Source organism: Streptomyces sp. NPDC087300, from assembly GCF_044744425.1.
Taxonomy (GTDB): Bacteria; Actinomycetota; Actinomycetes; order Streptomycetales; family Streptomycetaceae; genus Streptomyces.
This window is the reverse complement of the sequence record NZ_JBIUYI010000009.1, coordinates 336,070-351,436: the sequence shown is the minus strand read 5'-3', so window position 1 is coordinate 351,436 and position 15,367 is coordinate 336,070. Positions and strand designations below refer to the sequence as shown.

The 15,367-nt window shown below is 70.0% G+C and carries 17 protein-coding genes; 8 read left to right on the top strand and 9 right to left on the bottom strand.

Going from position 1 to position 15,367, the window contains the following annotated elements; translation table 11 throughout:
- Window positions 1–229: hypothetical protein (locus ACIO9J_RS34730; RefSeq protein WP_392133596.1), on the top strand; the 229-nt coding region annotated here is incomplete at its 5' end.
- A gap of 156 nt (window positions 230–385) precedes the next feature.
- Here ACIO9J_RS34730 and ACIO9J_RS34725 read toward each other — a convergent pair.
- Window positions 386–1,027 (bottom strand): DNA-3-methyladenine glycosylase, encoded by a 642-nt coding sequence (locus tag ACIO9J_RS34725; protein ID WP_402008329.1) that lies wholly within the window; start codon window positions 1,025–1,027, stop codon window positions 386–388.
- A gap of 160 nt (window positions 1,028–1,187) precedes the next feature.
- On the opposite strand from ACIO9J_RS34725, the gene ACIO9J_RS34720 reads away from it, so the two are divergent.
- The 3 genes from ACIO9J_RS34720 to ACIO9J_RS34710 all read left to right on the top strand — a co-directional run bounded on the left by ACIO9J_RS34720 (window position 1,188) and on the right by ACIO9J_RS34710 (window position 3,213).
- The gene (locus ACIO9J_RS34720) at window positions 1,188–1,970 is read left to right on the top strand and encodes a sporulation protein (protein WP_402008327.1); all 783 of its coding nucleotides are present in this window, start codon (window positions 1,188–1,190) and stop codon (window positions 1,968–1,970) included.
- 48 nt (window positions 1,971–2,018) lie between these two features.
- A complete protein-coding gene (locus ACIO9J_RS34715) occupies window positions 2,019–2,558 on the top strand; it encodes a YbhB/YbcL family Raf kinase inhibitor-like protein (RefSeq protein ID WP_402008325.1) in 540 nt (179 codons plus the stop codon).
- Between the two features lie 148 nt (window positions 2,559–2,706).
- Window positions 2,707–3,213: an HNH endonuclease gene (locus tag ACIO9J_RS34710; RefSeq protein WP_402008323.1), complete on the top strand. Its 507-nt coding sequence runs from the start codon at window positions 2,707–2,709 to the stop codon at window positions 3,211–3,213.
- Between the two features lie 136 nt (window positions 3,214–3,349).
- On the opposite strand, the gene ACIO9J_RS34705 is transcribed toward ACIO9J_RS34710, so the two are convergent.
- From ACIO9J_RS34705 to ACIO9J_RS34695, 3 genes are all read right to left on the bottom strand, one after another.
- The gene (locus ACIO9J_RS34705; protein WP_402008321.1) at window positions 3,350–4,291 is read right to left on the bottom strand and encodes an SPFH domain-containing protein; all 942 of its coding nucleotides are present in this window, start codon (window positions 4,289–4,291) and stop codon (window positions 3,350–3,352) included.
- Window positions 4,292–4,399: 108 nt separating this feature from the next.
- A complete protein-coding gene (locus tag ACIO9J_RS34700) occupies window positions 4,400–4,828 on the bottom strand; it encodes an NfeD family protein (RefSeq protein WP_402008319.1) in 429 nt (142 codons plus the stop codon).
- 44 nt (window positions 4,829–4,872) lie between these two features.
- Window positions 4,873–5,670 (bottom strand): ABC transporter ATP-binding protein, encoded by a 798-nt coding sequence (locus tag ACIO9J_RS34695; protein ID WP_402008317.1) that lies wholly within the window; start codon window positions 5,668–5,670, stop codon window positions 4,873–4,875.
- 121 nt (window positions 5,671–5,791) lie between these two features.
- On the opposite strand from ACIO9J_RS34695, the gene ACIO9J_RS34690 reads away from it, so the two are divergent.
- Window positions 5,792–6,574: a hypothetical protein gene (locus ACIO9J_RS34690; RefSeq protein ID WP_402008315.1), complete on the top strand. Its 783-nt coding sequence runs from the start codon at window positions 5,792–5,794 to the stop codon at window positions 6,572–6,574.
- 69 nt (window positions 6,575–6,643) lie between these two features.
- Here the strand turns inward: ACIO9J_RS34690 and ACIO9J_RS34685 are convergent, their stop codons facing one another.
- The 4 genes from ACIO9J_RS34685 to ACIO9J_RS34670 all read right to left on the bottom strand — a co-directional run bounded on the left by ACIO9J_RS34685 (window position 6,644) and on the right by ACIO9J_RS34670 (window position 9,336).
- Complete coding sequence (locus ACIO9J_RS34685; protein ID WP_402008313.1) at window positions 6,644–6,883, bottom strand: chaplin; 240 nt, start codon at window positions 6,881–6,883, stop codon at window positions 6,644–6,646.
- A 254-nt stretch (window positions 6,884–7,137) separates the two neighbouring features.
- A complete protein-coding gene (locus tag ACIO9J_RS34680) occupies window positions 7,138–7,386 on the bottom strand; it encodes a chaplin (RefSeq protein WP_402008311.1) in 249 nt (82 codons plus the stop codon).
- A gap of 149 nt (window positions 7,387–7,535) precedes the next feature.
- Window positions 7,536–8,198 carry a response regulator gene (locus tag ACIO9J_RS34675; RefSeq protein WP_402008309.1) on the bottom strand — a complete coding sequence of 221 codons (663 nt, stop codon included), beginning with the start codon at window positions 8,196–8,198 and terminating at the stop codon, window positions 7,536–7,538.
- Window positions 8,191–9,336 carry a GAF domain-containing sensor histidine kinase gene (locus ACIO9J_RS34670; RefSeq protein ID WP_402008307.1) on the bottom strand — a complete coding sequence of 382 codons (1,146 nt, stop codon included), beginning with the start codon at window positions 9,334–9,336 and terminating at the stop codon, window positions 8,191–8,193. Before ACIO9J_RS34670 ends, ACIO9J_RS34675 begins: the two co-directional genes overlap by 8 nt.
- Before the next feature lie 246 nt (window positions 9,337–9,582).
- On the opposite strand from ACIO9J_RS34670, the gene ACIO9J_RS34665 reads away from it, so the two are divergent.
- The 3 genes from ACIO9J_RS34665 to ACIO9J_RS34655 all read left to right on the top strand — a co-directional run bounded on the left by ACIO9J_RS34665 (window position 9,583) and on the right by ACIO9J_RS34655 (window position 12,370).
- Window positions 9,583–10,290 carry an SDR family NAD(P)-dependent oxidoreductase gene (locus ACIO9J_RS34665; RefSeq protein ID WP_402008305.1) on the top strand — a complete coding sequence of 236 codons (708 nt, stop codon included), beginning with the start codon at window positions 9,583–9,585 and terminating at the stop codon, window positions 10,288–10,290.
- On the top strand, window positions 10,287–11,363 hold the full coding sequence (locus ACIO9J_RS34660) for an S-adenosylmethionine:tRNA ribosyltransferase-isomerase (protein WP_402008303.1): 1,077 nt from the start codon (window positions 10,287–10,289) through the stop codon (window positions 11,361–11,363). Before ACIO9J_RS34665 ends, ACIO9J_RS34660 begins: the two co-directional genes overlap by 4 nt.
- A gap of 314 nt (window positions 11,364–11,677) precedes the next feature.
- Complete coding sequence (locus ACIO9J_RS34655) at window positions 11,678–12,370, top strand: transglycosylase SLT domain-containing protein (RefSeq protein WP_402008301.1); 693 nt, start codon at window positions 11,678–11,680, stop codon at window positions 12,368–12,370.
- Between the two features lie 111 nt (window positions 12,371–12,481).
- On the opposite strand, the gene ACIO9J_RS34650 is transcribed toward ACIO9J_RS34655, so the two are convergent.
- Window positions 12,482–15,142: an FHA domain-containing protein gene (locus ACIO9J_RS34650; RefSeq protein WP_402008299.1), complete on the bottom strand. Its 2,661-nt coding sequence runs from the start codon at window positions 15,140–15,142 to the stop codon at window positions 12,482–12,484.
- Between the last annotated feature and the right edge of the window lie 225 nt (window positions 15,143–15,367).

Here is a 15,367-nt window from a genome sequence, read left to right as displayed (position 1 = left end):
GGCGTTGACTTTTGGCACGCTGTTGAGTTCTCAAGGAACGGACGCTTCCTTTGTACTCACCCTCTCGGGCTTTCCTCCGGGCGCTTCCCTTCGGTATTTCGTGTTTCCAACCTTACCAGATCCGTTTTCCGTTCCGTTCCCGGTTCGGATTTCATTTCCGGTGGCCGTTGGAGGGCCTTTGCCTTTCGGCGTGTTCACTACTTTAGCGGATTCCCTCCGCAACTCATAATCGAGTTCTGCGAGTTCGAATTCGGACATGCGAGCACGCCAAATAAGACCCCGCCGAGGGGAAGTCGTAGGTAGTGGTTGGCCGCCTCCGGTTGTCAGCAGATTGCTGTGACCGGTTCAGCGGCTCGGACTACATTACGGATGCCCCAAGGACGCGTCAAGTTCGTCGACGCCGGGGCGTATGGGCCCGATAAGGGCTGACCGTAGGGTCGTTGGCCGTCCAGAAGCGCCACGGGTGGACGCCGCCCTCCCCCGATACGCCCGTCCGGGGTCCGCTCCTGACCTGGTCGGGGTGGGTCGGGGTGCCGGACAGGACGGAGAAGGGGGAGTCCGGGTCGCCGCAGGCGTCACTGCCGTTGAGGCTCCGGTCCACTTGGAGAGCCGTGGCCAGGCGGGCAGGGCCTTTGGCCAGTTCCTTGTCGTTGCGGGCCGAGAGTCGACGGGTGCGGGCCAGCGCGGCGCCTTCGGTGATCTCTCCGGCGCGGAGCAGGACCGCGCTCGCCATGCCCGGTGGACCGCAGACCAGGTTCATGCAGTGCCACATGCCGTAGGTGAAGTAGACGTACACGTGTCCCGGCTCCTCGAACATCACGCCGTTGCGCGCGGTGCGACCGCGATAGGCATGGGAGCCGGGATCGACCTCCCCCGCGTACGCCTCCACCTCTGTCAGGCGGAGTTCGATCGGACCGTCCTCCGAGTCGCGTACGAGGACGCGGCCCAGGAGATCCGGGGCCACGTCCAGGACGGGTCGGTCGAAGAAGTCACGGGTGAGGGGCGTACGGTCAGGGGCCGCGATCATGGCGTACGAGCGTAGTGCACCCGGTCTGTGGGCACGCGTGGTCTTCGGGCCGCTCGATTGCCGGGTTCCGACGCGGAACCGGGCACGGTCCCCTCGCGTTTGTACCGATCAAGGATTCAAGTCGAGACGAACCACAGGCGGCGGCCTGGGGAGGAGAGTCATGGGGTTCAAGAAGCTGCTCGCGAGTCTGGGTGCCGGTGGTGCCTCGGTGGAGACCGTGCTGACCGAGGTCAACGTGGTGCCGGGCGGCGTGGTCCAGGGTGAGGTCCGCATTCAGGGCGGGTCCGTGGACCAGGAGATCGAGGGTCTTTCCGTAGGTCTGCAGGCCCGGGTCGAGGTCGAGGGCAACGACCAGGAGACCAAGCAGGACATCGAGTTCACCAAGGTGCGGCTCGGTGGCGCCTTCACGTTGCAGGCCGGCCAGGTGCACGCGGTGCCGTTCGGCCTGGAGATCCCGTGGGAGACGCCGGTCACGAGCATCGACGGGCAGCAGCTGCGCGGCATGAACATCGGGGTGACCACCGAGCTGGAGATCGCGCGCGCCGTGGACTCGGGCGACCTCGACCCCATCAACGTGCACCCGCTGCCGGCGCAGCAGGCCATCCTGGACGCCTTCATCCAGCTGGGCTTCCGCTTCAAGAGCGCCGACATGGAGCGCGGCCACATCCGGGGGACGCGGCAGAAGCTGCCGTTCTACCAGGAGATCGAGTTCTTCCCGCCGCAGCAGTACCGCGGGCTCAACCAGGTCGAGTTGAGCTTCGTCGCGGACGACCGCGAGATGGACGTCGTCCTGGAGATGGACAAGAAGCCGGGTCTGTTCAGCGAGGGCAGTGACTCGTTCCGTTCGTTCAAGGTCGGTCTGAACGACTTCCAGGGCACGGACTGGGCGGGATACCTCAACGAGTGGCTGTCCCAGGTCGGCAGCAAGCGCAACTGGTTCTAGGCTCGGAGAGGATCAGCGAGGACCAGCAATCAACCAGGAGGTGCCGACGTGACCGAGCTCAAGAGGCCGCCGCTTCCCCATGACTTCCATCCGCCCGTGCCGTCGTTCACGGTCGTGAGCGAGGACTTCGAACCGGGGGCGGTCCTTAAGGACGCTCACGTCCACGCGGCCGGGAACACCTCGCCGCACCTGCGGTGGGAGGGCTTCCCGCCGGAGACCAAGAGCTTCGCCGTGACGTGCTTCGACCCGGACGCCCCTACGGGGAGCGGGTTCTGGCACTGGACCGTCTTCGACATCCCGGTGTCGGTGACGGAGCTGCCCGGTGGCGCGGGTACCGGCAAGTTCGAGGGGCTGCCCGCGGGCGCGGTGCAGGTGCGCAACGACTACGGGACGAAGGACTTCGGGGGCGCGGCCCCGCCGCCCGGTGATCCGGCCCACCGCTATGTGTTCACGGTGTACGCGGTGGACCAGGAGAAGCTGGGTCCGGATTCGGACGCCTCTCCCGCTGTCGTGGGGTTCAACCTCCGGTTCCACACGCTGGCTCGCGCGCAGGTGCTCGCTGAGTACGCGGCTCCCGCGGAGAACTGAGCGTTCATCGATTGTTTGCCCGTCTCTGGTCATGGAAGTGATCAGAGACGGGCATTTTTTATTGCGTTGTCCATCTCGGCGTGCCCGGCCAGAGTTGATCCCAGCCCGCCAGGCGGTGGGCCGGTGCATACGGGAGGTGGGCAGGTTGATGCGGGACACGCTGGTGCTGAACGCGAGCTTCGAGCCGCTCTCGACGGTGTCGCTCAACCGGGCCGTCGTTCTGGTGCTCCAGGACAAGGCCGTGGTCGAACACGCCCACCCCGGACTGCGTGTGCGCGCGGCGGCGATCGACATCCCGGTGCCGCGGGTGATCAGGCTCTGCAGATACGTACGGGTGCCGTTCCGAAGACAGGCTCCGTGGTCGAGGCGGGGTGTCCTGGTCAGGGACGAGCACCGGTGCGCGTACTGCGGCAGGCGGGCGACGACGGTGGACCACGTGGTCCCGCGGTCGCAGGGCGGTGCCGACTCGTGGCTGAACACGGTGGCTTCGTGTGCGCTGGACAATCACCGCAAAGCGGACCGTACGCCGGAGGAAGCGGGGATGCCGTTGCTGCGGCAGCCGTTCGAGCCGACGCCGGCGGACGCGATGCTCTTGTCCCTCGGCCGGGCCGAGTTGGCGTCGCTGCCGGAGTGGCTGGCGCAGCCAGCGGCTTAGCCTCCGGCTCCGTACACGGACAACGGCCCGCGGCCCGACACCCTTCAGTGTCGGGCCGCGGGCCGTTCTGGGCTGGTCGCGCCCACGCGGCGGAGCCGCACATGTCACGGTCCCGCGCCCCTTTCGGGGCGCTCGCTCAGTCGATCGGGGGCTGTTCGCGGCGCTCCTTGCCCGAGGCGCCGCCACCGCCCGAGCCGCCGCCCATGGGGTTGAAGTTGCCGAGCGCGCCGCCGAGGCCCTTGAGGGCGTCGCCGATCTCGCTGGGCACGATCCAGAGCTTGTTCGCGTCGCCCTCGGCGATCTTCGGGAGCATCTGGAGGTACTGGTAGGAGAGGAGCTTCTGGTCCGGGTCTCCGGCGTGGATGGACTCGAAGACCGTACGGATCGCCTGGGCCTCGCCCTCCGCGCGCAGGGCGGCCGCCTTGGCCTCACCTTCGGCGCGCAGGATCGCGGACTGCTTCTCACCCTCGGCGCGCAGGATCTCCGACTGCCGGACACCCTCGGCCTGGAGGATCGCGGCGCGCTTGTCACGGTCGGCGCGCATCTGCTTCTCCATCGAGTCCTGGATGGAGGTCGGCGGCTCGATCGCCTTGAGCTCGACGCGGTTGACGCGGATGCCCCACTTGCCGGTGGCCTCGTCGAGGACGCCGCGCAGGGCCGCGTTGATCTCCTCGCGGGAGGTCAGGGTCCGCTCCAGGTCCATGCCGCCGATGATGTTGCGCAGGGTGGTGACGGTGAGCTGCTCGATCGCCTGGATGTAGCTGGCGACCTCGTACGTCGCGGCCCGTGCGTCGGTCACCTGGTAATAGATGACCGTGTCGATGTTGACCACGAGGTTGTCCTGCGTGATCACCGGCTGGGGCGGGAAGGGGACGACCTGTTCACGCAGGTCGATGCGGTTGCGGATCGAGTCGATGAACGGGACGACGATGTTCAGTCCCGCGTTCAGCGTGCGCGTGTAGCGCCCGAAGCGCTCGACGATCGCCGCGCTCGCCTGTGGGATGACCTGGATCGTCTTGATCAGGGCGATGAAGACCAGCACCACCAGAATGATCAGGACGATGATGATTGGTTCCATCGTGGCTCCCCGTACCCTTCATGCCTCGGTGTTCCCGGAAAGATCCCGCGCCGTCGCGAAGATCTTGCTGGTCGAGTCTGTCAGACCTGCGCACCGTGCGTGCGGCAATCACATGACGATGGCGGTGGCTCCGTCGATCTCGACGACGTCCACCTCCTGGCCCGCCTCGTAGGCGCGGTCCGTGTCGAGTGCGCGGGCCGACCAGATCTCGCCCGCGAGCTTGATGCGGCCGCCCGCGCCGTCGACCCGTTCCAGGACGACGGCCTGCCTGCCCTTCAACGCCTCGACACCGGTGGCCAGTTCGGGACGCTGTGCGCGGTGCCTGGCGGCGACCGGGCGGACGACGCCGATGAGCGCGACGGAGACCGCGGCGAAGACGACGACCTGGAGGACGGTGTCTCCGCCGAGGCCCGCGGTCACGGCACCCGCGACGGCGCCCACGGCCAGCATGCCGAGCTCCGGCATGGCGGTCAGTACGAGCGGGATTCCGAGCGCGGCGGCGCCGATCAGCCACCACACCCATGCGTCGATGTCCACATGGTCATGGTAGGACCGCGGGTCCCTCGGGGACAGGGCGCGGATCAGCTGAGCGGGAGCCCCGTGGCCGTCCAGCGGTCGTTCTTCTGCTCGACGACCAGCGGAAGGCCGAAGCAGAGGGAGAGGTTGCGCGAGGTCAGTTCGAGCTCCAGCGGGCCCGCGGCGAGGACCTTGCCCTGGCGGATCATGAGCACGTGGGTGAAGCCGGGCGCGATCTCCTCGACGTGGTGCGTGACCATGATCATGGAGGGTGCGATCGGGTCGCGGGCGAGCCGGCCGAGGCGCCGCACGAGGTCCTCGCGGCCGCCGAGGTCGAGGCCCGCGGCGGGCTCGTCCAGGAGCAGCAGCTCGGGGTCGGTCATCAGGGCGCGGGCGATCAGGGTGCGCTTGCGCTCGCCCTCGGAGAGGGTGCCGAACCTGCGGTCCAGGTAGTCGCTCATGCCGAGGCGGTCGAGGAAGGCGCGGGCGCGCTGCTCGTCCACGTCCTCGTAGTCCTCGTGCCAGCCGGCGGTCATGCCGTACGCGGCGGTGAGGACCGTCTGGAGGACGGTCTGGCGCTTGGGGAGCTTCTCGGCCATCGCGATGCCGGCGACGCCGATGCGCGGGCGCAGTTCGAAGACGTCCGTGCCGGGCTTGCCGAGGGTCTCGCCGAGGATGGTGGCGGATCCGGAGCTCGGGAAGAGGTAGCTGGAGGCGAGGTTCAGGAGGGTGGTCTTGCCCGCGCCGTTCGGGCCGAGGATGACCCAGCGCTCGCCTTCCTTGACCGACCAGGAGACCTGGTCCACCAGAGCCCGGCCCTCGCGGACCACAGATACGTCCTCAAGCTCCAGTACATCGCTCATGAGCGCGCTGTCTCCCATTGCAGTCTTGGTCGTCGCTCGCGCCTGTGGACGCGGCCCCCGGATAAAACCTACGCCACCGGCCGACCGTTCCTGTCGTGAGCCCGGTCCTTAGGCTGTGTGCATGCTCTCGGAACCACGCTCAGGACGCCTGGCCGCATGGGGAAATGCCCTTTTGGCCGGACTTGTTTCACCGGATGACGCGGTGCTCGCGATGGTCGGCGAGGACGCGGTGCACCGGGTCGAAGGACTCCCCGGGGAGTCGGGCCCGGTCGGACTCACGCTCGCGATGGGCCGGCTGCGCGGACTCGGCGTGACGGGCTTCCGGGTGGCGCTGCCCGCGCCCGGCCATCCGCTCGGGCTGAGCGGGCCGCCCGGGTTCAACGCGCGGGCGCTCGACGCCGAGGAGGCCGTGGTCGCGTTCGGCGCGCCGTACGGCCTGGTGCCGGAGGTGTCCGAGGCGGGCCCCGAAGGCGATGTGCACGTCGAGGTCCTCTGGCACTGCCTGCCGGTGCGGGAGGCGCCGCCCGCCGACGTGCCCTCGCTCGGCGAGGCGGAGCGCGAGCTCGCGGAGGCGCTGCGGGACGCGACCGAGGTCCTCTCGCGGCTCGACGTCGCGGGGTCCGGCCCCGTCGCGGAGGCGGCGCTCGACGCGTACCGGGCGCGGGCGGAGCGTGGCCGCGAGGTGCTCGCGCCCGGGTATCCGCCCCGTGCGGTACGGGTGTTGGAGCTGGCGCAGCGGGTCGGGCTGCTGATTTCCCTGGCGTACGAGAACGGCCACGGCGGCGCCGTGAGCGCCTCGGAGATGGCCGCGCGCGGGCAGGCGCTGCGTCCGGTGGAGCGGACCGCCAGACGGGCCCAGGTGGCCGCCTACAACGCGTACGTCGAGGAGCGGGAGCGGCGCTGAGGGCCGGGCACGGCGAAGGCCCCGGGACCGTGTGGTCCGCGGGGCCTCGGGTGCCGCTGGGGGCGTGCGTCAGTCGTTGACGGCGTGGTTGCCGAACGCCGGGTTGAGCAGGCCGATCACGTTGACGCTGTCACCGCTCACGTTGACCGGGACGTGCACCGGGACCTCGGCGTGGTTGCCCGAGCCGACGCCCGGGGACTGGGTGGCCGCGCCGTTGGCGTCCGCGTCGGCGAAGGCGGCACCCGCGGACCCGCCCGCGGCGATACCGGCGACGGCGACGGCCAGGGCGGCCTTCTTGGCGATCTTCATGAGAAGTGTTCCTCCTGCTGGAATGTCCGTACGCGACCCCAGCCGTGGGGTCGTACGCTGGAGAACGCCTGGGCCATCCGGATGACACGGGGCACGGGGGCGATGCCCTCGTTTGGATCAATCACCGGGCGAACAGCGGAACTTGACGGCGTGTGACGCGTTACGGGCCCGCGTGCGGGCCGCCCGTCGACCACGCAGGACCGGCCCCCCGGGACGTGCTTCCGGGGGGCCGGTGGTCACAGCTGGGGGGTGCGTCAGCTGTTGACGCCGTCGTTCGCGAAGACCGGGTTGAGGGCACCGATGACGGACACGGTGTTGCCGACCACGTTCACGGGGACGTGCACCGGGGCCTGAACCAGGTTGCCCGAGCCGACGCCGGGCGACTTGACGGCCTCGCCGTTGGCGTGGGCGCCGCCCGTGGTGGCGGACGCCATGCCGGCGCCGGCGGCGACCAGGCCGCCCGCGACGAGGGTGGCGGCAGCGGCCTTCTTCAGGTTCTTCACTTCAGGATCCTCCTAGCGACTGCCACGGCCAGCCGCCGCGGCACGCACTGAAGAACGGCCGTGCGCCCCGCAGGATGCGCCGTTTGAGGGACACTCACACGACGGTATGAATCTCAGACCGGAACACGACGGTCCGCCTGACGGCCCGGTCAGCCCGTCACCCCGTGCCGTACGGCCCACAGGGCTGCCTGGGTCCGGTCGGCCAGGTCCAGTTTCATCAGGATGTTCGAGACGTGGGTCTTGACGGTCTTCTCCGACAGGACGAGCGCGCGGGCGATCTCGCGGTTCGAGCGGCCGTCGGCGATGAGTCCGAGGACCTCGCGCTCGCGTTCGGTGAGCGAACCTCCCCTGCCCTGCGAGCCGCCGGCCTCCTCCTGGGTGAGCAGCGCGCCCGCCACCTCGGGCTGGAGCAGCACATGTCCCGCGTGCACGGAGCGGATGGCTCCGGCGAGGGCGTCCGGGTCGACGTCCTTGTAGACGTATCCGGCGGCGCCCGCGCGCAACGCGGGGACGACCGTGCGCTGTTCGGTGAAGCTGGTGACGATGAGCACGCGCGCGGGGTTGGCCAGTTCGCGGAGCTTGCGCAGTGCCTCCACGCCGTCCATGCCGGGCATCTTGACGTCCATCAGGACGACGTCCGGCTTCAACTCCTCGGCCTGCGCCACGCCTTCGGCGCCGTCGGACGCCTCGCCGACGACCTCGATGTCCTCCTGGATCTCCAGGAACGTCCGCAGGCCGCGCCGGACCACCTGGTGGTCGTCGACCAGCAGTACCCGGATTCCCGTCCTCGCCTTCCGCGCTGAGTCAGCCACCGGGGACCTCCATCTCGATCGTCGTGCCCTTGCCGGGTTCCGATGCCACGGTCAGCCGTCCGCCGACCCCGTCGGCCCGGTCCCGCATGGAGACCAGGCCCAGGTGGCGCCCCGCCTGCCGTATGGCGTGCGGGTCGAAGCCGGCGCCGTCGTCGCTGACGCGCAGGACGGCTCCGGCGCCGCGCTTGTCCAGGACCACCGCGACGTGCCCGGCCTCGGAGTGGCGCAGCGCGTTGTGCAGGGCCTCCTGGGCGACGCGCAGCATGGCTTCCTCCTGGGAGGCGGGCAGGGCCCGTACTCCGTTGCTCTCGAAGGTGACCCGGGCGGAGTGCGCGCGGTGCAGCACCTGGGTGTGGGTACGCAGCGTGGCCACCAGGCCGTCCTCGTCGAGGGCGGCGGGGCGCAACTCCACGACGGCGGCGCGCAGTTCGTCGGCCGCTTCGGCCGCGAGCGCCGCGACCTGCTGCAGCTCGCCCTTGGCGCGCGAGGGGTCGCGGTCCACCAGGGCGGCCGCGGCCTGGGCCGTCAGGCGCAGCGAGAAGAGCTTCTGGCTGACCGCGTCGTGCAGTTCGTGGGCCAGGCGCGAGCGCTCCTCGGCGATGGTCAGCTCGCGGCTGCGCTCGTACAGGCGGGCGTTGGTGAGGGCGATCGCCGCGTGCTGGGCGAGGAGGGCGAGCAGGTCCTCGTCGTCCTCGGTGAAGCCGCAGCCGCCCTGGGGCTTGACGCACTTCTTGTTGGCGAGGAAGAGGGCGCCGAGGGTCTCGTCGCCGTAGCGGATCGGCAGGCCCAGGAAGTCGGACATGTCCGGGTGCGCGTCGGGCCAGCCCTCGAAGCGCGGGTCCTCGCGCACGTCGGCGAGCCGCTCGGGCTCGGCCTTCTGGAGCATCGCGGCGAGGATGCCGTGCTGGCGGGGCAGCGGCCCGATCGCCTTCCACTGCTCGTCGCTCACGCCGTCGACGACGAACTGGGCGAAGCCGCCGTGGTCGTCGGGGACCCCCAGCGCCGCGTACTCGGCGTCGAGCAGCTCGCGGGCCGAGGCGACGATCGTCTTGAGGACGTCGCGCACCTCCAGATGCCTGCTCATGGCCAGCAGCGCGGCGCTCACCGCCGTCAGCCCTGATCGGGGTCCTTGACTCATGGCCTCACCGTACCGGCGGGGTGTGACGCTGCGTATCCGACCAGTGGTGGCCACCGCCTAGGACCGGGGCCCTAGGCCCCTGGGCCGGGACTAGTCCGAAGGGCCCCGGGGAGTTACGGCCCGCGTACGAGGTGTGAGGGAGGCGCCCGTTCCTACGGTGAGGGGACCTGCTGGAGCGGGGCGCACGACGGGCGCCGCACAGCGACGGCCGGGCGGGACGGCCGGACGACCCGAGGGGACGATGTCATGCCGGTGGCGATCATTACGGGGGCTTCCAAGGGGCTGGGGCGCGCGCTCGGCGCGGCGCTCGCGGAGAGCGGCTGGAACCTGGTGCTCGACGCCAGGACCGCCGGGGCCCTCCAGGAGTCCGCGGCGTATGTAAGGGAGCGGGCGAAGGACGGCGCGCGCGTGGCGGCGCTCGCCGGGGACGTCGGGGACGCGGGGCACCGCGCGGCGCTGGTGGCCGCGGCGCGCCGCCTGGGCGGCCTCGATCTGCTGGTGAACAACGCCAGCGCGCTGGGCGCCGAGCCGCTCGTACGCCTGGACGGGCTGGCGCTGGACGGGCTGCGGGCGGCCCTGGAGACGAATGTGGTGGCGGCGCTCGGCCTGGTCCAGGAGTCGCTGGCGCTGCTGCGGGCCTCCGGGGGCGCGGTGCTCAACGTCAGCTCGGACGCGGCCGTCGAGGCGTACGAGACGTGGGGCGGGTACGGCGTGTCCAAGGCCGCGCTCGACCACCTCTCCGCGGTGCTCGGCGTGGAGGAGCCGGGGATCCGGGTGTGGGCCGTCGATCCGGGTGACATGCGGACGGATCTCTACCGGGCGGCCGTGCCCGCCGACGATCCGTCCGGCAGGCCGCTGCCGGAGCTGGTGGTGCCCGCCTTCCTGGACGTTCTCGCCCGGCGTCCGGCCAGTGGGCGCTACACCGCTCCCGCGCTGCTCGCGGACGCCCGATGAGCCTGCTCGGGGCGGCCCTGCGGGTGCCCGAAGAACTGCTCGCCCGGGTGCCCGCCGAGCTGCGCGGGCCCGGCCTTGGCAGGGACGCGGTGCGGCTGCTCGTGTCGCGCGGCACCGCGGTGAGCCATCACGCGTTCGCCGAGCTGCCCGCGCTGCTGCGGGCCGGGGACCTGCTCGTCGTCAATACGTCGCAGACGCTGGCCGCCGCCGTCGACGGGCGCCTGGGGCACGCGCGCGTGGTGGTGCACTTCTCCACCCGGGGCGAGGACGGCCGCTGGGCGGTCGAGCTGCGTGATCCGGACGGGAACGGCACCACACGCGCGCGTGCCGGTGGTCCGGCGGGGGCGGTGGTGCGGCTGCCCGGGGACGTACGCCTCGTATATGAGGAGCGGCTCGCGGCGGGCAGCGGGCGGCTGTGGTGGGCCCGGGTGTCTGCGGACGTGCCCGGACTGCTGCGCCGGCACGGGCGGCCCATTCGTTACTCCTATACGGACGGGGACCAGCCGCTCGCGGCGCACCAGACGGTCTTCGCGCTGCCGTCGGCGGACGGTGCGGGCAGCGCGGAGATGCCGAGCGCGGGGCGGCCCTTCACGGCCGGGCTCGTCGCGGAGCTGGTGAGCAGGGGCGTGCAGTTCGCGCCCGTCACGCTGCACACCGGCGTCGCCTCGCAGGAGGCGCACGAGCCGCCGTACCCGGAGCTGTTCGACGTGCCGGCGCCGTCGGCACGGCTGATCAACGCGGCGAGGGCGGGCGGGGGCCGGGTGGTGGCGGTCGGCACGACGGCCGTGCGGGCCATGGAGTCCGCGACCGGCGCCGACGGGGTGGTCCGCGCGGCGGCGGGCCGCACCGAGCTCCTGGTGACCCCGGAGCGCGGGGTGCGGGTGGTGGACGGGCTGCTCACGGGGCTGCACGAGCCGCAGGCCTCGCATCTGCTGATGCTGCAGGCGGTCGCGGGACGCGCGGCGGTCGACCGGGGTTATGCGGAGGCGGTACGCCGTCTCTACCTGTGGCACGAGTTCGGGGACGTGCATCTCCTCCTTCGGGAGGACTCCCCTCACTGTGAGCGTTGCTGAGGCAACTCCTGGTGAGACTGTTACGCGGTCGATGTGAGCCCGCGCATAGGACGCACATCACGTACGAAGGTCCCTAGTGGATAAGGAATCCCTTTATACGTGGGGGGTGCGAGGGCGTCACGGGTGTCGGCGCACCCCCCGATCCACTACCCGGGATCGTACGTCACACCTTTGCCACAGAATTTTGCTGCCGCTAAGAATTGCTCCCGTCGCTCGGCGCCGCGGTCCTCGCACCGCGGCGTTTGTGCCGGAGAAACACCCCCTGTCCCCGCCGGACCAGAGCGACCTCCGCTATTCGAAGAGGTCCCACTCGCATGTCCAAGCACAACACCCCTGGTCATAGTCGCAACGCCGTGACCAAGACCCAGAAGTTCTCGATCGCCGGTGTCGCCACGCTCGGCGCCGCCGCTCTCGCGTTCTCCCTCGTGCCGGGCACCTCCGAGGCCGGGACCCAGGCCACCGACGTCGCTCCCGTCGCCTTCGCCGCCTCGGCGAACACGCAGCAGATGGTGCACGCCAGCGTCACCAAGCAGCAGTCCAACGCCGACAAGCAGGCCAAGGACGCCGCCGCGAAGGCCGCCGCCGACAAGAAGGCCGCCGACGAGGCCGCCGCGAAGAAGAAGGCCGAGGACGAGCGGAAGGCCAAGGAGGCCGCGAGCCGCGCCGCCGCCCGCAAGCCCGTCTACGCCAACAACCTCGACGGCTGGATCCGCCAGTCCCTGGACATCATGAAGTCCAAGGGCATCCCCGGCTCCTACGAGGGCCTGCACCGCAACATCATGCGCGAGTCCACCGGCAACCCGAACGCCATGAACGGCTGGGACGTCAACGCGCAGAACGGCACCCCGTCGATCGGCCTGCTCCAGGTCATCCAGCCGACGTTCAACGCGTACCACGTCGAGGGCACCTCGACGAACATCTACGACCCGGTCGCCAACATCACCGCGGCGGCCAACTACGCGGCCGACAAGTACGGCTCGATGGACAACGTGAACGGCGCCTACTGAGTCGCCCACTGAGCCCCTGAACAGGGGACCTCTTCAGCGAGGCTCAGCGAACGAACGCCGAAGGGCGGCACCCCACCGGGGGTGCCGCCCTTCGGCGTGTGCGAGGACGCGCTACTTGCGCATGACCTCCGGCTCGTGCCGGCGCAGCAGGCGCGCGACCGCGAAGCCGCAGATGACGCCGAGCGCGAGCAGGACCGTGATGTTCAGGCCCCACTGGCCCACCGAGTGCTCCCAGAGCGGGTCCAGGTCGCCCGGCTTCTTCGGGTCCCACGGCGGCATCAGGTGCCCGAGGTCGAGCGTGGCGCCCGCGCCCGCGATGGCCCAGCGGGACGGCATCAGCCAGGCGAACTGCTCCAGGCCCGGCGAGCCGTAGATCTGGAAGAGCACGCCGGTGAACACGACCTGGACGATCGCGAACATCACCAGGAGCGGCATGGTCTTCTCTGAGGTCTTCACCAGCGAGGAGATGACCAGGCCGAACATCATCGAGGTGAAGCCGAGCGCGATGATGACCAGGCAGATCTCCACGGCGGGGGGCATGAGCAGCCCCTCCTTCGGCAGGTCGCGCGGGGCGAAGCCGATGCCGCAGATGATGACGCCCTGGAAGGCCGTGATCATGCCGAGGACGATGACCTTGGACATCAGGTACGCCGACCGGGACAGGCCGGTGGCCCGTTCCCGTTCGTAGATGACCCGTTCCTTGATCAGCTCACGTACGGAGTTGGCCGCTCCGGAGAAGCACATGCCGACCGCGAGGATCAGCATGATCGTGCCCGCGTCGCCGTTGAACTTGACCGGCGGCTTGGGCGGGCCCAGACCGAAGTCGGCCGGGATCACGACGCTGACGATGCCGAGGACCGCGGGCAGGATCACCATCAGACCCAGGAAGCCCTTGTCGGAGGCGATCACCGAGACGTAGCGGCGGATCAGGGTCCACAGCTGCGAGCCCCAGCCCTGCGGCTTCGGCGGCCGGACCGCCTGCGGCGGCGGCATCTGCACCGACTGCGCGGCGACGGCGTCGATGTCCGCGGCGTACATCTGGTAGTGCTGCGAGCCCTTCCAGCGGCCCGCCCAGTCGTAGTCGCGGTAGTTCTCGAAGGCGGAGAAGACGTCGGCCCAGGTGCTGTAGCCGAAGAAGTTGAGGGCTTCCTCCGGCGGACCGAAGTACGCCACCGAACCGCCCGGCGCCATCACCAGGAGCTTGTCGCAGATCGCCAGCTCGGCGACCGAGTGCGTGACGACGAGGACGGTGCGCCCGTCGTCGGCGAGGCCGCGCAGGAGCTGCATGACGTCGCGGTCCATGCCCGGGTCGAGGCCGGAGGTCGGCTCGTCCAGGAAGATCAGCGACGGCTTGGTGAGCAGCTCCAGGGCCACCGAGACGCGCTTGCGCTGGCCACCGGAGAGGGAGGTGACCTTCTTCTCCTTGTGGATGTCCAGCTTGAGCTCGCGCAGGACCTCGTCGATGCGGGACTCGCGCTCGGCCTCCGTGGTGTCCGCGGGGAAGCGCAGCTTGGCCGCGTACTTGAGGGCCTTCTTGACGGTCAGCTCCTTGTGCAGGATGTCGTCCTGCGGGACCAGACCGATGCGCTGCCGCAGCTCGGCGAACTGCTTGTAGAGGTTCCGGTTGTCGTAGAGGACGTCGCCCTGGTTGGCGGGCCGGTAGCCGGTGAGCGCCTTGAGCAGGGTGGACTTGCCGGAACCCGAGGGGCCGATGACCGCGATGAGCGACTTCTCGGGGACGCCGAAGGAGACGTCCTTGAGGATCTGCTTGCCGCCGTCGACCGTGACGGTGAGGTGACGGGCCGAGAAGGAGACGTCACCGGTGTCGACGAACTCCTCGAGCTGTCCGCCGACGATGCGGAAGGTCGAGTGGCCGACGCCGACGATGTCGTTCGGGCCGATCAGGACCGTCGAGGACTTCGCGATCGGCTGGCCGTTGACGTACGTGCCGTTGTGCGACCCGAGGTCGTGCAGCTCGAAGCGGCCGTCCGGCGTCGCGGTGAACTCGGCGTGGTGACGCGAGACCTGGAGGTCGGAGACGACGAGCTCGTTCTCCAGGGCACGGCCGATGCGCATCTTGCGGCCGAGTGCCAGCTGGTGGAACGTCGTCGGGCTGCGGTCGCCGTAGACCGGCGGGGCCCCCGCGACACCGCCGGAACCAGCAGCGGGCTGCTGGTGCTGCTGGGGCGGGCCACCGTGCTGCTGGGGCACACCGTAGGGCTGCTGCTGCGGCTGGTGCTGCTGTTGCTGCGGCTGCTGTTGTTGCTGCCAGCCCTGCTGCGCCTGGTACGGGGCCTGCTGCTGGGGTGCCTGCTGGTGCGCGGCCTGCTGATGCCCGGCCTGCGCGGCCCAGGGAGCCTCCTGCTGGGGTGCCTGCTGCGGTACGGCCTGCTGGGCCTGCTGCTGCGGTGCCGAGACGGCGGCCGCGGCGGCGCCCGACGCGCTGCCCGACACGTTCACCCGCGGACCGTCGGTCGCGTTGCCCAGATGCACGGCCGAACCAGGGCCGATTTCCATCTGGTGGATCCGCTGGCCCTGCACGAAGGTGCCATTGGTGCTGCCGTGGTCCTCAATGACCCAACTGCGACCGCTCCAACTGATCGTGGCGTGACGCCAGGACACCCTGGCGTCGTCGAGCGAGATGTCTCCCTGCGGATCACGTCCGAGGGTGTACGGCCTGGACGGGTCGAGCGTCCAGGTCCTTCCATTCAATTCCAGTACGAGTTCCGGCACTCCATGCCCCACTGAGTTGTCCCCCGAGCTAGCCCCCATCGATGGGGAGTCTAGGGATGTCGAACATCGGGAGGAACTATTTCAGGCGGAGGGCTCTGACCGAAAGTCGGGCCTTGTGAAGACTGCGTACGGGGCTCCACGACCGCGCCGTTGACGGGGCAGATATCACCCCGGAAAGTAGTAACCGCCCATCAGTGCATACGGATCATGCACATCGAGAGCATTACGTGCATTTAGGGCGACGCGCTGCGGTTCGGGGGTTCC

Excerpts from the sequence above, each read along its gene's own strand:
- ACIO9J_RS34690 (WP_402008315.1), top strand. The coding sequence starts at position 5,792 with ATGCTCTCGGAACCACGCTCAGGACGCCTGGCCGCATGGGGAAATGCC.
- ACIO9J_RS34710 (WP_402008323.1), top strand. The coding sequence starts at position 2,707 with ATGCGGGACACGCTGGTGCTGAACGCGAGCTTCGAGCCGCTCTCGACG.
- ACIO9J_RS34695 (WP_402008317.1), bottom strand. The coding sequence starts at position 5,670 with ATGAGCGATGTACTGGAGCTTGAGGACGTATCTGTGGTCCGCGAGGGC.
- ACIO9J_RS34705 (WP_402008321.1), bottom strand. The coding sequence starts at position 4,291 with ATGGAACCAATCATCATCGTCCTGATCATTCTGGTGGTGCTGGTCTTC.
- ACIO9J_RS34720 (WP_402008327.1), top strand. The coding sequence starts at position 1,188 with ATGGGGTTCAAGAAGCTGCTCGCGAGTCTGGGTGCCGGTGGTGCCTCG.
- ACIO9J_RS34725 (WP_402008329.1), bottom strand. The coding sequence starts at position 1,027 with ATGATCGCGGCCCCTGACCGTACGCCCCTCACCCGTGACTTCTTCGAC.
- ACIO9J_RS34655 (WP_402008301.1), top strand. The coding sequence starts at position 11,678 with ATGTCCAAGCACAACACCCCTGGTCATAGTCGCAACGCCGTGACCAAG.
- ACIO9J_RS34660 (WP_402008303.1), top strand. The coding sequence starts at position 10,287 with ATGAGCCTGCTCGGGGCGGCCCTGCGGGTGCCCGAAGAACTGCTCGCC.
- ACIO9J_RS34685 (WP_402008313.1), bottom strand. The coding sequence starts at position 6,883 with ATGAAGATCGCCAAGAAGGCCGCCCTGGCCGTCGCCGTCGCCGGTATC.
- ACIO9J_RS34665 (WP_402008305.1), top strand. The coding sequence starts at position 9,583 with ATGCCGGTGGCGATCATTACGGGGGCTTCCAAGGGGCTGGGGCGCGCG.
- ACIO9J_RS34650 (WP_402008299.1), bottom strand. The coding sequence starts at position 15,142 with ATGGGGGCTAGCTCGGGGGACAACTCAGTGGGGCATGGAGTGCCGGAA.
- ACIO9J_RS34670 (WP_402008307.1), bottom strand. The coding sequence starts at position 9,336 with ATGAGTCAAGGACCCCGATCAGGGCTGACGGCGGTGAGCGCCGCGCTG.